Origin of the sequence: Burkholderia sp. BCC1993 (assembly GCF_905339865.1) — a bacterium.
Lineage (GTDB): Bacteria > Pseudomonadota > Gammaproteobacteria > Burkholderiales > Burkholderiaceae > Burkholderia.
The window spans coordinates 1-13,622 of sequence record NZ_CAJPGZ010000006.1 but is presented as its reverse complement, the minus strand read 5'-3'; the positions used below and the strand labels follow the sequence as shown (position 1 = coordinate 13,622).

The window sequence follows — 13,622 nt, the reverse complement described above, 5'->3', positions numbered from 1 at the left end:
CTACTCAGTGTGCAGCGGGCACCGTGCCCGCCGCGGGTTGGTTCGTCAGCGCGTCGACCACGCGCTCCATCTTCATGTACCGCGAGCCCTTCACGAGCACCGTCGCCTGCGCGCCGTAACCGGCCGCGAGCAGCGCCGCCACGAGCGCGCCGACATCGTCAAAGTGGCGTGCCGTGTCGCCGTACGCCGTGCACGCATCGCGCGACGCGTCGCCGAGCGCGAACAGCGCATCGATCCCGCGATCGCGCGCATACGCGCCGATCTCCCGGTGGAAAGCCGGGCCTTCGTCACCGACCTCGCCCATGTCGCCGATCACCAGCACGCGCGGCGCCGGTTGTGCGGCCAGCACGTCGATCGCCGCACGCATCGAATCGGGGTTCGCGTTATACGTATCATCGACGACCGTCGCGCCCGCGAGGCTGCCGGCGATCGCCTGCTTCACCTGGAGCCGGCCCTTGACCGGTTCGAATGACTCGAGGCCCTGCTTGATCGCCGACAGTTCGACACCCGCGCCCAGCGCCGCGGCCGTCGCGGCCAGCGCGTTGCGCGCGTTGTGCTCGCCGAGCGCACGCAACCGCACCGTGACGGCGCCCGCCGGCGTGTCGATCGCGAGTTCGCCGCCGTGAAGGCGACCGACGACCTGCGCATCGTTCTGCCGTTCGGCGTCGTGCAGTGCGAAATCGAGGATCCGGTTGCCGGTCGCCGCGACGCGCCAGATGCCCGCGTACGCATCGTCGGCCGGAAACACCGCGACGCCGTCCGGCGGCAGCGCGTGGATCACGGCCGCGTGTTCGAGCGCGACGGCTTCGACCGTCGCCATGAATTCCTGGTGTTCGCGCTGCGCGTTGTTGACGAGCGCGACCGTCGGCGCGGTGAGGCGCGCCAGAACTTCGGTCTCGCCCGGGTGGTTCATGCCGATCTCGATCACCGCGAGGCGATGCGCGGTCGACAGGCGCAGCAATGTCAGCGGCAGCCCGACGTCGTTGTTCAGGTTGCCGGCCGTCGCGAGCCGCGCGTCGGTACCGACCGCCGCGGCGAAGATCGACGCGATCATTTCCTTGACGGTCGTCTTGCCGTTGCTGCCCGTCACCGCGACGAGCGGCAGCGCGAATCGGTTGCGCCAGCCGTGCGCGAGCGCACCGAGCGCGGCACGCGTTTCGCCGCCTTCGATCGCCGGCATCGCGAGACCCGCCGGCACGTGTGCGACGAGCGCCGCCGACGCGCCGCGCGCGGCCACGTCGCCGAGGAAGTCGTGCGCGTCGAAGCGCTCGCCCTTCAGCGCGACGAACAGGTCGCCGGGGCCGACCGTGCGGCTGTCCGTCGACACGCGCTCGAACGTGGCGTCCGGATCGCCGTGGACGGTGGCGCCGGGAATCAGGCGGGCGGCTTCGCCGAGACTGAGCATCGTCATTCGCCGCCTCCCTTGCCGTGCGTCGCGCGTGCCGCGAGCGCGAGCCGCGCGTGATCCTGATCGGAGAACGTGCGCTTCTTGCCCATGATTTCCTGCGTTGCCTCGTGCCCCTTGCCGGCCAGCACGACGACATCCTCGCGGGCGGCGCCGCGCACGGCCTGCAGGATCGCGCTCGCGCGATCCTCGATGCGGCGTGCGCGATCGGGCGCGGTCATGCCCGCGATGACCTGGTCGATGATGCGCTGCGGATCCTCGCTGCGCGGGTTGTCGCTCGTGACGACGACTTCGTCGGCGAGCCGCTCGGCGATCGCGCCCATCAGCGGACGCTTGGTCGCATCGCGATCGCCGCCGCAGCCGAACATGCAGACGAGCCGGCCGCCGCGCGCCACCGCGATCGGGCGCAACGCGTCGAGCGTCTTCTCGAGCGCATCGGGCGTATGTGCATAGTCGATCACGACCAGCGGTTCGTCGTTCGCCAGCCGGCCGCCAAGGCGCTGCATGCGGCCGTTGACGGACTCGAGCCGCGCAATCTCCGCGACCGCCGCGTCGAACGGCAGGTCGGCTGCAAGCAGCGAGCCGAGCACCGCGAGCAGGTTGCTGACGTTGAACGTGCCGAGCGTGCCGACTTCGATGTCCGCGTCGCCCCACGACGAGCGCAGGCGGAATGCGGTGCCCGTGGCGGTCGCGCGCACGTCGAGCGCGACCAGCTCGCGATCGGCGTCGGCCGCGTGCACGTCGCCGATTCCGTAGGCGATCGTGCGCACGCGGCCGGCCAGCTTCTCGAGCAGGCGGCGGCCGGCTGCGTCGTCGCGATTGACGACCGCCGCGCGCAGGCCGCGCCATGCGAACAGCTTCGACTTCGAGGCTTCGTACGCGTCGAACGTGCCGTGATAGTCGAGGTGATCCTGCGTGAGGTTCGTGAACACGGCGATATCGAATGCCGTGCCGTTCACGCGGCCCTGGTGCAGCGCGTGCGACGACACTTCCATCGCGACGGCCTTTGCGCCCGCGTCGTGCAGTTGCGCGAGGCTGCGTTGCAGCTGCGGCGCGTCCGGCGTCGTGAAGCCGGTCGGCACCAGCTGCCCCGGCATGCCGCTGCCGAGCGTGCCGATCAGCGCGCACGGCTGGTGCAGCGCCGTCAGCGCGGCCGCGATCCAGTGCGTGCACGACGTCTTGCCGTTGGTGCCGGTCACGCCGATGGCGAGCAGGCTGTCGCTCGGGTCGCCGTACCAGCCGCTGGCGATCTCGCCGGCCAGCTGGTCGAGCGCCGGCACCGCGAGTGCGACGGGTGCGGCCGGCGCGGCTGCGAGGCCTTCCGGCTGATACAGCACGGCGGCCGCACCGCGGGAAACGGCCTCGGCAATGAAGGCGCGATTGTCTGCCCCGTCGACCGCATAGCCGAGAAACACGTCGCCTGCCTGCAGGCTGCGCGTGTCGGCATGCAGTTGCGCCGCGGGGGCCACATGCTGGCGCAGCCACGCAAGCGCGGCCGCGATCTGCTGATGCGCCGGATGGGAACTGCGAGCGGCGCTCATCGAACAACTCCTGGTGAATTACGTGTCGTGCTGGATACGATCATATGCTTCGCACCGCCGCCGACGGCGAGCTTTTGCGGGCCCGTCTTGGCGGGCGCGCCCGGCGTGTCGTCGGACACGACCAGCTGCTTGATCGGCATGTTCGGCGGCACGTTCAGCGCACGCATCGTATCGCCCGCGATCGCCGAGAATACGGGGCCCGACACCTGGCCGCCGAAGTGGCTGCCGGCGGTCGGCTCGTCGACCGACACCGCGATCACGACGCGCGGATTCGGCATCGGCGCCATCCCGACGAACGACGCGCGGTACTTGCGCGTGTAGCCGTGACCTTCATGCTTGTACGCGGTACCGCTCTTGCCGCCGACCCGATAACCCGGCACGGCCGCATCCGGCGACGTGCCGCCCGGCGCGACCACCGTCTCGAGCATCGCGCGCACTTCGCGCGCGGTGGTCGGGTTGAACACCTGCGTGCCCACGATCGGCTGATTGGGGTCGGTCTTGAAAATGGTCACGGGCATCAGCTCGCCGTCGTGCGCGATCGCCGTGTAGGCGCGTGCGAGCTGGAACAGCGACACCGACAGGCCGTAGCCGTACGACATCGTCGCCTGCTCGATGCGCCGCCAGTTCTTCCACGGACGCAGGCGGCCGGCCACCGCGCCCGGGAACCCGACCTTCGGCGCCTGACCGAGGCCGATGCCCGTATACATATTCCACATTTCCTCGGGCCGCATCGTCATCGCGATCTTCGTCGCGCCGATGTTGCTCGACTTCTGGATCACGCCGCCGACCGTCAGCGTGCCGAAGCCCGCGTCGTCGGTAATCGGCGCGCCGTCGAGCACGAAATGCCCGTTGCCCGTTTCAACGAGCGTGTTCGGTGTCACGCGGTGCAGGTCGAGCGCGAGCGACACCGTAAAAGGCTTCATGATCGAGCCCGGCTCGAACACGTCGGTCATGATCCGGTTGCGCAACTGCTCGCCCGTCATGCGCGAACGGTCGTTCGGGTTGTACGTCGGATAGTTGACGAGCGCGAGCACCTCGCCGGTACGCACGTCGACCACCATCGCCGCGCCGGCCTTCGCCTTGAACTTCTCGACGGCGGCCTTCAGGTTCGCATACGCGATGTACTGGATCTTGCTGTCGATCGACAGGTCGACGTCCGTCCCGTTGTGCGGCGGAATCTGTTCGGCGACGTCCTCGATGATGTGCCCCAGCCGGTCCTTGATCACGCGGCGCACGCCGGACGTGCCGGACAGCATCTTCTGGTCGCCGAGCTCGACGCCTTCCTGCCCTTCGTCCTCGACGTTCGTGAAGCCGATCAGGTGAGCGGTGATCTCGCCTTCCGGATAGAAGCGCTTGTATTCGTTGCGCTGATAGACGCCGGGGATGTCGAGCGCGGCGACCTTGTCCGCGATGTCGATCGGCACCTGGCGCTTCACGTAGACGAAGCCCTTGTCCTCCGACAGCTTCACGCGCAGTTCCTTCTGCGTCATGCCGAGGAGCTTGCCGAGCTGATTGACCTTGTCCGCGCCGAGATCGTCCGGCACGGCATCCGGAATCGCCCAGATCGCGCGCACGGGCAGGCTCGTCGCGAGCACGAGCCCGTTACGGTCGAGGATCTTGCCGCGCGTGGCCGGCAGCTCGATCGTGCGCTGGTAGCGGCTTTCGCCCTGCTTCTGATAGAACGCGTTGCCGGGCCCCTGGATCCAGAACGCCCGCGCGGCCAGCGCGACGAACGCCATGAACAGCAGGAACACGACGAATTTCGAGCGCCACATCGGCAGGTGCACGCCGAGCACGGGGCTCGACGAGAATTTCACGTCCTGGCGCTTTTGCGACGGCTTCATCGCGCGCCTCCGCCGCCCTTGGCGGCCGTCTCGGCCGAAGCCGGAATCGGTGCGTCGATCGCCTTCACGGCGCCCGGCGGCAGCGTCAGGTATTGGGTGCGGCCCGTCGTGATCGCCTGCATCTTCAGCGAATCGTTCGCGAGTTGCTCGATACGCGACGTCTTCGACAGCGCGCTCTGCTGATATTGAAGCTGCGCGTAGTCCTGCTGGAACTGACGCTCCTGCGACTGCGCGCGCTGCAGCTGGATGAAGATCTGGCGCTGCTGGTTCGTCGAGTTGACGACCGACAGTGCGCAGCCCATCACGATGATCAGCAGGAAGATATTGAAGCGGCTCATGGCGTGACGCGCTCCGCGATGCGCATCACGGCCGACCGGGCGCGCGGATTCGCGGCGACTTCCGCTTCGCTCGGGAACTGACGGCTGATGATCTTGAGCGGCGGGCTCGGGAGGTCGACGGCACGGATCGGCAGGCGACGATCGACCGCAGGCGCGCTCGCGTGCGCCTGCATGAATCGCTTGACGATCCGGTCCTCGAGTGAATGAAAGCTGATGACCACCAGCCGCCCCCCTTGCTCCAGCAACGACAATGCCGCGTCTAGTACGACTTGCAGGTCCGCAAGCTCTTGATTGACGTGAATCCGTATAGCCTGAAAGGTGCGGGTTGCCGGATCCTTGCCCTTCTCACGGGTTTTGACGACGTTACCCACGATTTGGGCAAGCTCGCCCGTGGTGTCGAGAGGCCCAAGACGGTCGGACTCTGCCCGGCGAGCAACAAGCGCCTTTGCAATCTGAAAAGCAAACCGTTCTTCCCCATAATCCCGTATCACCTCCGTCAATTCCTGCACCGAAGCCCGCGCGAGCCACTCGGCCGCCGACTCGCCGCGCGTCGGATCCATTCGCATGTCCAGTGGGCCATCCGCGCGAAAGCTGAAGCCGCGCGCCGGATCGTCCACCTGCGGCGAGGACACGCCCAGGTCCAGCAACACACCCGACACCTTCTCGACGCCGCGCGCCGCAAGCGCGTCGCGCATCGATGCAAAGCTGTCATGCACGATCGAGAAGCGCGCATCCTCGATGCGCTGCGCCGTCTCGATCGCCCTCGGATCCTTGTCGAACGCGATCAGCCGCCCGGCCGCCGCCAGCCGCGCGAGCACCGCGCGGCTATGACCGCCGCGCCCGAACGTGCCGTCGACATAAATGCCGTCCGGCCGCGTCACGAGCGAATCGACCGCTTCGTCCAGAAGCACGGTCCGATGCTGCAATTCGTTTCCCATCGCGGGCGTCTCCGTCACCGCAATCAGAACGTGAAATTCTTCAGCGCGTCGGGCATACCCTGCGCCATCGCTGCCTGCTCCTTCGCGATGTAGGTCTGCGAATCCCACAGCTCGAAGTGACTACCCATTCCCAACAACATGACTTCCTTTTCCAGTCCAGCCGCCATCCGCAGCTCGGGCGATACGAGAATCCGGCCCGCGCTGTCGAGATCGACATCCATTGCATTGCCGAGAAAGATCCGCCGCCACCAATGTGCATCCATCGGCAGCGCGGCGATCTTGGCGCGGAATACCTCCCATTCGGGGCGCGGAAACAGCAACAGGCAGCCGTCCGGGTGCTTGGTCACAGTCACCCGTCCTTCTGCCTGTCCTTGCAGCGCTTCGCGATAGCGAGCCGGCACCGACATCCGCCCTTTCGCATCGAGCGTCAGCGCCGACGCCCCTTGGAACACTTTCCGCTCTCCCGTTCAGGGCACCGAAGCACCCGCTCAACGCTCAAGAATTTAGCCCGAATAGCCCGCCAAATCACACAAAAATACACTTTCTCACACTGTCTCCCACTTTAGAGGAAGGGTTTGGCATGGTCAAGGGAGCGGCCCGGTTTTTTGACGAATTTTGTTAGTTAGAACAAGGACTTACGCGCACATGCTCATGCGCCCCCTCATTCCAAAAACCGTTATAAATGAAAGAGCTAGTGCAACTTGTGAAGGTGATACGTGAGAAAGGCGGGCCAGACTGGCGTGCGGACGGGGCTTTCGGGGGCGGGAAAACGCGGAAAAAACGGGCGGTATCGATGGATGACGGAGGTCGGCGGCGTCATGCGCCGCCCACCTCCGAATGTCACAGATAGTATGCAGTGCTCGTCATGACTTTCGACGCGGCGCGCATCAGCATCCGCGCGGGCAGCGGCAGTTCGATCCCGCCGGCATCGGTCGCGGCCTTGCCGTGCTTCACCTCGTCGAGCCGCATCTGCTCGACGATCGCGCGCGACGCCGTGTCGGTCGCCGGCAGCTCGGACAGGTGCCCGTCGAGGTGGCTCTCGACCTGGCGCTCCGTCTCCGCCATGAAGCCGAGGCTGACCTTGTCGCCCAGCGTGCCGGCGACGACGCCGATCGCGAGCGCGCCAGCGTACCACAGCGGGTTGAGCAGGCTCGGACGCGAATCGAGTTCCTTCAGCCGATGCGCGGTCCACGCGAGATGATCCTCCTCCTCGCGCGCGGCTTCCTCGAACATCGCCTTCGACGACGACGAACGCGCGGTCAGCTTCTGCGCCTGATAAAGCGCCTGCGCACAGACCTCGCCGACGTGGTTCACGCGCATCAGCCCGGCGGCATGCGTGCGCTCCGCGGGCGTCAGTTCGCCGGCCGGCGGCTCCGCCGGCGCGGGCACCGGGCGGCTCATCCGGCTAATGCCGGTCAACGATCGCAGGCCGCGATCGAATTCGCTGATCAGTTCGTCCAACACCATCCTGTTCTCCTGGCTGCGTGTGCTGCCGCGGGCGGCAACGGCACGTGCTCCGCTACGTAACCGACTTGATTATTCAGCGGAAATTGCGGTTAACCCGTGATTTTAACCATTGTTGCATAAACGAAACATGGCAACCTTGAGCCACGGCATTTCGCTTTGTCGGAAAAATCGGCTTTGCTACATTACGTGCGACTTCTTGCGAAGTTGATGGGGTCCGTCAACACACCATAACTATCCGCCCCGCCAAAAAAATTCAGTGATTCTTGGAGATCCGTTAATGAAAAAGTCGCTTCTCGCGCTCGTCGCGCTGGGCGCGTTTGCTGGCGCTGCCCATGCGCAAAGCAGCGTGACGCTTTACGGCATCATCGATGAAGGCTTCATCTTCAACAACAACGCCAAGGGCGGCCATCTGTACGGTCTGGCAAGCGGCGTGATGCAAGGCAGCCGCTTCGGCCTGCGCGGCACCGAAGATCTGGGCAGCGGCCTGAAGGCGATCTTCGTGCTCGAGAACGGTTTTGACGTCAACTCCGGCAAGCTCGGCCAGGGCGGCCTGATGTTCGGCCGCCAGGCTTACGTCGGCCTGTCGAGCCAGTACGGTACGGTCACGCTGGGTCGCCAGTACGACTCCGTCGTCGACTTCGTCGGCCCGCTCGAGGCAGGCGACCAGTGGGGCGGCTACATCGCCGCTCACCCGGGCGACCTCGACAACTTCAACAACGCTTACCGTGTGAACAACGCGGTCAAGTACACGAGCCCGACCTACGGCGGCTTCTCGTTCGGCGGCCTGTACAGCTTCGGCGGTCAAGCCGGCCAGTTCTCGAAGAACCAGGTCTGGTCGCTCGGCGCCGGTTACAACAACGGCCCGCTGGTGTTGGGTGTCGGCTACTTGAACGCACGTACGCCGGCGAACTTCGGCGGCATGTTCAACACGGGCGCGTCGGCTGCGGCGACGGCCGTGTCGTCGCCGGTGTACGGCGCGTATGCGAACAGCGCGAACACGTACCAGGTCATCGGTGCGGGCGGCGCATACACGTTCGGCGCAGCGACGATCGGCGCGACGTACTCGAACACGAAGTTCAAGGGCTTCTCGGTCGGTCCGTTCGTGAACCAGACCGCGACCTTCAACAACGGCGAAATCAACTTCAAGTATCAGCTGACTCCGGCGTTGATCGTCGGCGCGGCGTACGACTACACGCAAGGCAGCAAGATCGACGGCAACTCGGCAGCCAAGTACCACCAGGGCTCGCTGGGCGTCGACTACTTCCTGTCGAAGCGCACGGACGTCTACGTGATCGGCGTGTACCAGCATGCATCGGGCAACACGCTCGACTCGGCAGGCAACGTCGTTCAGGCACATGCTTCGATCAACGGTCTCGATCCGTCGACGACCAGCAACCAGGTCGCAGCGCGTGTCGGTATCCGTCACAAGTTCTAATCAGCTTGCCTGACAAGCCGAAGCATCTTGAAGGCGCCTTGGGGCGCCTTTTCTTTTTTGGGGCTGCGAAGCGGTGTGCGGTGTGCGGTGTGCGGTGTGCGGTGCGCGGTGCGCGGTGCGCGGTGCGCGGTGCGCGGTGCGCGGTGCGCGGAATGATCGCCGGGTAACGCGCTCAGGCGACGAATCGTTCGCGATGCTGACTCGACACGAACGCGACTGTTTGCCGACTCCGGCATGCAGCGAGGTGCCGCCCCGTTCGAATCGAATCGGCTGCCGGCAGCCCGACCGAGGCGCTCCGCCCGCCGTGGCGTGCCCGGACGAACGCGCGCCGTTCCGATATGGCGCGGCAGCCCCGATGCCGCACCACAAACAAAAGAGCCCGGCGCAGGCCGGGCTCCTTCGTTCGACTTGGGTGTTACGCGCGTCCGTCGCGCAGTTCGCGCCGCAGGATCTTGCCGACGTTCGTCTTCGGCAGCTCCGTGCGGAACTCGACCAGTTTCGGCCGCTTGTAACCGGTGAGCCGCTCCTTGCAGTACGCGAGGATGTCCTTGTCGGTCAGCGCCGGATCCTTCTTCACGACGAACAGCTTCACGGCTTCGCCCGAGTGCTCGTCCGGCACACCGACCGCCGCCACCTCGAATACGCCCGGGTGCGACGCCACCACGTCCTCGACCTCGTTCGGATACACGTTGAAACCGGATACCAGGATCATGTCCTTCTTCCGGTCGACGATCTTCACGTAACCGCGCGCGTCCATCACGCCGACGTCACCGGTCTTGAAGAAACCGTCCGCGAACATGACCTTCGCGGTTTCTTCCGGACGGTTCCAGTAGCCGGCCATGACCTGCGGCCCGCGGATGCAGATCTCGCCCGGCTCGCCGAGCGCGACGTCGTTGCCGGCGTCGTCGCGGATGGCAACTTCGGTCGACGGCAGCGGCAGGCCGATCGTCCCGCTGTACTCGGTCGCCGTCACGGGGTTGCAGGTCGCGACCGGCGAGGTTTCGGACAGGCCATACCCTTCGACGATCGCCGTTTGGGTCTTCTCGTACCAGCGCTTCGCGACGCCTTCCTGGATCGCCATGCCACCGCCGTTGGCGATCACGAGCTTCGACAGGTCGAGCTGGTTGAATTCGGGATGGTTCAGCAGTGCGTTGTACAGCGTGTTGACGGCGGGAATCGTCGAGATCTGATATCCCTTCAGTTCCTTGATCATGCCGCCGATGTCGCGCGGATTCGGAATCAGGATGCCCATGCCGCCCGTGCGCATCGTCAGGAAGCCGCAGACCGTCAGCGCGAACACGTGATAGAGCGGCAGCGCGACAACCGTCACGAATTGCTTCACCTCGGGGTACTTCGCGTGCGCGGGATGGTGCCAGGCGCCGGCCTGCAGCACGTTCGACACGATGTTCCGGTGCAGCAGCGTCGCGCCCTTCGCGACACCCGTCGTACCGCCCGTGTACTGGAGGAACGCGACGTCGTCGGGGCCGAGCTTCGGCGGCTTGAAGGTCTGCCGCGCCCCTTCGGACAACGCGGCCTTGAAGCGCGTGAACGACGGGAGCTGCCAGGCCGGCACCATCTTCTTCACGTTGCGCACGACGTAATTGACGAGCCAGCCCTTGATGCCCAGCAGGTCGCCCATCGACGCGACCACGACATGCTTGACGGCGGTATTGGCGATGACGGCCTGCAACGTCGACGCGAAATTCTCGAGGATGACGATCGCCTCCGCCCCGCTGTCCTTCAGCTGATGTTCGAGCTCGCGCGGCGTATAGAGCGGGTTGACGTTGACGACGGTGTAGCCCGCGCGGAGCACCGCAACAATCGCCACCGGGTACTGCAGCACGTTCGGCATCATGAGCGCGACGCGCGCGCCGCGCTTCAGGCCACGCGACTGCAGCCACGCGCCGAACCGGCGCGACAGTGCATCGAGTTCGCCGTACGTGATGCTCTTGCCCATGCAGACGAACGCCTTGCGGTCGCGATACTGCCTGAAGCTCTCGTCGAGGAGATCCGGGATGGAAGGATACGGGGACGCGTCAATTTCGGCTGGAACGCCGGGTGGGTACGATTTCAGCCAAATTTTATCCATACCGCGCGTCTCCTCACATATTTTCGAATGGTCGTGCTAAAACGCATCGTAGCGGCTCGCCCGTCCTGAGACAACAGGGTTAGATGTCCACTTCGAACTTTCGAACAAATTCGTCTGATCATATCGAGAAGTTCGGTCAAATCCGCTCAACTTCCACCAGACAATCGTAAAAGGTCGCCGAGTTGCCGAGGTCGGTCAGCGCCTGGCTCGTCACTTCGTTCGCGTTCCGACCGTCCGCCGACAATTTCTTCCACCAGATCGACAGCCCGACGACGAGCCCCGCCCGCGCGCGATCAGTCACTCTTGCGACCGCCTGCATCGATCCGCGGTCGTTGAATATGCGTACGACGTCGCCCTCCCCGATGCCGCGTGCATCGGCGTCGGCCGGGTGAATATCGAGATGCGGCTGGCCTTCCGTGCTGCGCAGGCTGTCCACGTTCACGAACGTGCTGTTCAGGAAGTGCCGGGCCGGCGGCGAAATCATCGCGAGCGGGTAGCGGGCGGCGAGTTCAGGCGCCGCCTCCGCCGATTCGAACGGCGGCAGGTAATCGGGCACCGGGTCCATGCCCATCTGCTCGAGTCGCGCGCTGTAGAACTCGCATTTGCCGGACGGTGTGCGAAAGCCGCCATTCGCGAAAGGCGCGTCCGCCACCTTGAGCTTCAGCCAGCCGGCACGCTTCAACGTCTCCCAGTCGCTGTCGAGCGCCGGATCGTCCCAGCGAAGCGCCGCCTGCGCGACCTCTTCGTCGCTGTGATAAAGCGCGGGCTCGTCCAGCCCCATGCTGCGCGCGATGCCGCGAAAGATTTCGGTGTTCGGTCGTGCATCGCCGACCGGCGGAAGCGCCGGCAGATTCGCCATCACATAGGTGTGGCCGTACGACTTGTGGACGTCGAGATGCTCGAGCTGCGTCGTGGCCGGCAACACAATGTCGGCGAAGTCGACGGTATCTGTCTTGAAGTGCTCGAGAACGACCGTGAACAGGTCTTCGCGCGCGAACCCCGCGGCGACTTTCGGCGAGTCGGGTGCAACCGCAACCGGATTCGAGTTGTAGACGATCACTGCTTCGACCTTCGGCCCGAAAGTCGCGTCGCCCGGATGCAGCAGTGCATCGCCGATGGCATTCATGTTGATGATGCGCGGCAGTTTCTGCGGCCAGCCGGGCATCAGATCGGGGCGCAGCAGCGCCGCCCGATTGACCGGTGCAGATTCCGACGACGACAGCAGCAGCCCGCCGGCCCGGTCGCGCCACGCGCCCGTCAGCGCAGGCAGGCTCGCAATCGCGCGCACGGCGTTGCCGCCCCCGCGCACACGCTGCATGCCGTAATTGAGGCGGATCGATGCCTTGCGGGTCGCGCCGTAACGACGGGCGAGTTCGATCAGTTCCGACGCCTCGATGCCGCAGATTTGGGCGACACGCTCCGGCGGATAGGACATGGCTCGCGCCTTGAGCGCATCGAAGCCGAGCGTATGGCGCGCGATGTAGTCGTGATCGAGCAAATCCTCGGTGATCAGCACATGCATCATGCCGAGCGCGAACGCCCCGTCGGTGCCCGGTTTCAATGCGATGTGCTGATGGCATTTCTCTGCCGTCAGCGAGCGGTAGGGATCGATTGCGACGAGACGGGCGCCGCGACGCTTGGCTTCCTGCGCACGGGTCCAGAAATGCAGGCTGGAGGCGATCGGATTGGCGCCCCAGATCAGGATCAGTTCGCTTTCCTCGAAATGCTCGAGATGCATGCCGACGCTTCCGCCATACGTATAGCGCAGCCCTGCTGCGCCGGCCGCGGCGCAGATGGCCCGCTCGAGCCGGGACGCACCGAGTTTATGGAAGAACCGCTGAGCGATGCCTTCGCCCTGCACAAGCCCCATCGTTCCCGCGTAGCTGTACGGCACGATCGCCTCCGGCGCGCGCGCGGCGATTTCGCCGAGACGACGACCGATCTCGTCGAATGCTTCGCTCCAGCTGATCGGCACGAAGCGCCCTTCCCCCTTCGCGCCCACGCGCTTGAGGGGAACAGTGAGTCGGTCGGGATGATGAACGCGGTCGGCGTATCGGCTGACTTTTGTACACAGCACGCCTTGTGTGGGTGGATGGTCAGGATCGCCCGCGACCTTGATCGCCCGACCGTTTTCGACGGTCACACGCATTGCGCACGTGTCCGGACAATCGTGCGGGCATACGGCCCGAGCTATCTGAGTGGCGGCGTTCATCGTTCTGAATGCTACTGGGGTGGAGATTCGCAAATTTTACGTGGATGGGCCGAATAAGGCGTCATTTCGCACGGATTTCCGGGCCTATTTGGCGAAAAAGCGGTGGCGGCGGATGGCGAATATCGATACGGGGCCAACTTTGAAAAGCCGGTGCGACGATACAGGTGTGGAGCGGGTGTGAACAGTTCCGGGCCAGCGGCTTCGCTGAGTTCGCGCGAGTCGATCCTTGACCGAAGATTGAAGCGAATAAACAGGCGAATGGTCCTGGACGATGGACAGTGGGACATGCGTTGCGGCTTGAGCAACAAACGGAGGAGATTCGAGTGCCTGTGATCGCTCATTTCCGTCGCCGC

At 65.3% G+C, this 13,622-nt stretch carries 11 protein-coding genes; 1 reads left to right on the top strand and 10 read right to left on the bottom strand.

The features are described 5' to 3' along the window. Nucleotides 1–4: 4 nt before the first annotated feature. From U4Y91_RS11010 to coq7, 7 genes are all read right to left on the bottom strand, one after another. Nucleotides 5–1,411: a UDP-N-acetylmuramoyl-tripeptide--D-alanyl-D-alanine ligase gene (locus U4Y91_RS11010; RefSeq protein ID WP_321805098.1), complete on the bottom strand. Its 1,407-nt coding sequence runs from the start codon at nt 1,409–1,411 to the stop codon at nt 5–7. Beyond that, nucleotides 1,408–2,946: a UDP-N-acetylmuramoyl-L-alanyl-D-glutamate--2,6-diaminopimelate ligase gene (locus U4Y91_RS11005; protein WP_321805097.1), complete on the bottom strand. Its 1,539-nt coding sequence runs from the start codon at nt 2,944–2,946 to the stop codon at nt 1,408–1,410. Before U4Y91_RS11005 ends, U4Y91_RS11010 begins: the two co-directional genes overlap by 4 nt. After that, the gene (locus U4Y91_RS11000) at nt 2,943–4,790 is read right to left on the bottom strand and encodes a penicillin-binding protein 2 (RefSeq protein ID WP_321805096.1); all 1,848 of its coding nucleotides are present in this window, start codon (nt 4,788–4,790) and stop codon (nt 2,943–2,945) included. Before U4Y91_RS11000 ends, U4Y91_RS11005 begins: the two co-directional genes overlap by 4 nt. Then, entirely contained in the window at nt 4,787–5,128 is a 342-nt protein-coding gene (gene ftsL, locus U4Y91_RS10995) for a cell division protein FtsL (RefSeq protein ID WP_321805095.1), read from the bottom strand. Before ftsL ends, U4Y91_RS11000 begins: the two co-directional genes overlap by 4 nt. Beyond that, nucleotides 5,125–6,066, bottom strand: a complete 942-nt coding sequence (rsmH, locus tag U4Y91_RS10990; protein WP_044844251.1) for a 16S rRNA (cytosine(1402)-N(4))-methyltransferase RsmH — start codon at nt 6,064–6,066, stop codon at nt 5,125–5,127. The genes ftsL and rsmH overlap by 4 nt, the downstream gene beginning before the upstream one ends. A gap of 23 nt (nt 6,067–6,089) precedes the next feature. Continuing rightward, the gene (mraZ, locus tag U4Y91_RS10985; protein ID WP_006400450.1) at nt 6,090–6,518 is read right to left on the bottom strand and encodes a division/cell wall cluster transcriptional repressor MraZ; all 429 of its coding nucleotides are present in this window, start codon (nt 6,516–6,518) and stop codon (nt 6,090–6,092) included. Between the two features lie 388 nt (nt 6,519–6,906). Then, complete coding sequence (gene coq7, locus U4Y91_RS10980) at nt 6,907–7,533, bottom strand: 2-polyprenyl-3-methyl-6-methoxy-1,4-benzoquinone monooxygenase (protein WP_059608158.1); 627 nt, start codon at nt 7,531–7,533, stop codon at nt 6,907–6,909. Between the two features lie 277 nt (nt 7,534–7,810). On the opposite strand from coq7, the gene U4Y91_RS10975 reads away from it, so the two are divergent. Then, nucleotides 7,811–8,968 (top strand): porin, encoded by a 1,158-nt coding sequence (locus U4Y91_RS10975; RefSeq protein ID WP_044844243.1) that lies wholly within the window; start codon nt 7,811–7,813, stop codon nt 8,966–8,968. A gap of 415 nt (nt 8,969–9,383) precedes the next feature. On the opposite strand, the gene U4Y91_RS10970 is transcribed toward U4Y91_RS10975, so the two are convergent. The 3 genes from U4Y91_RS10970 to U4Y91_RS10960 all read right to left on the bottom strand — a co-directional run. Continuing rightward, on the bottom strand, nt 9,384–11,057 hold the full coding sequence (locus U4Y91_RS10970) for a long-chain fatty acid--CoA ligase (RefSeq protein WP_321805094.1): 1,674 nt from the start codon (nt 11,055–11,057) through the stop codon (nt 9,384–9,386). A 136-nt stretch (nt 11,058–11,193) separates the two neighbouring features. Further along, nucleotides 11,194–13,269: a molybdopterin oxidoreductase family protein gene (locus U4Y91_RS10965; protein ID WP_321805337.1), complete on the bottom strand. Its 2,076-nt coding sequence runs from the start codon at nt 13,267–13,269 to the stop codon at nt 11,194–11,196. A gap of 84 nt (nt 13,270–13,353) precedes the next feature. Continuing rightward, the coding region (locus U4Y91_RS10960) for a hypothetical protein (RefSeq protein ID WP_321805093.1) at nt 13,354–13,622 on the bottom strand (269 nt) is incomplete at its 5' end.

Excerpts from the sequence above, each read along its gene's own strand:
- U4Y91_RS10965 (WP_321805337.1), bottom strand. The coding sequence starts at position 13,269 with ATGAACGCCGCCACTCAGATAGCTCGGGCCGTATGCCCGCACGATTGT.
- U4Y91_RS11010 (WP_321805098.1), bottom strand. The coding sequence starts at position 1,411 with ATGACGATGCTCAGTCTCGGCGAAGCCGCCCGCCTGATTCCCGGCGCC.
- coq7 (WP_059608158.1), bottom strand. The coding sequence starts at position 7,533 with ATGGTGTTGGACGAACTGATCAGCGAATTCGATCGCGGCCTGCGATCG.
- U4Y91_RS10970 (WP_321805094.1), bottom strand. The coding sequence starts at position 11,057 with ATGGATAAAATTTGGCTGAAATCGTACCCACCCGGCGTTCCAGCCGAA.
- U4Y91_RS11000 (WP_321805096.1), bottom strand. The coding sequence starts at position 4,790 with ATGAAGCCGTCGCAAAAGCGCCAGGACGTGAAATTCTCGTCGAGCCCC.
- U4Y91_RS10975 (WP_044844243.1), top strand. The coding sequence starts at position 7,811 with ATGAAAAAGTCGCTTCTCGCGCTCGTCGCGCTGGGCGCGTTTGCTGGC.
- rsmH (WP_044844251.1), bottom strand. The coding sequence starts at position 6,066 with ATGGGAAACGAATTGCAGCATCGGACCGTGCTTCTGGACGAAGCGGTC.
- U4Y91_RS11005 (WP_321805097.1), bottom strand. The coding sequence starts at position 2,946 with ATGAGCGCCGCTCGCAGTTCCCATCCGGCGCATCAGCAGATCGCGGCC.
- ftsL (WP_321805095.1), bottom strand. The coding sequence starts at position 5,128 with ATGAGCCGCTTCAATATCTTCCTGCTGATCATCGTGATGGGCTGCGCA.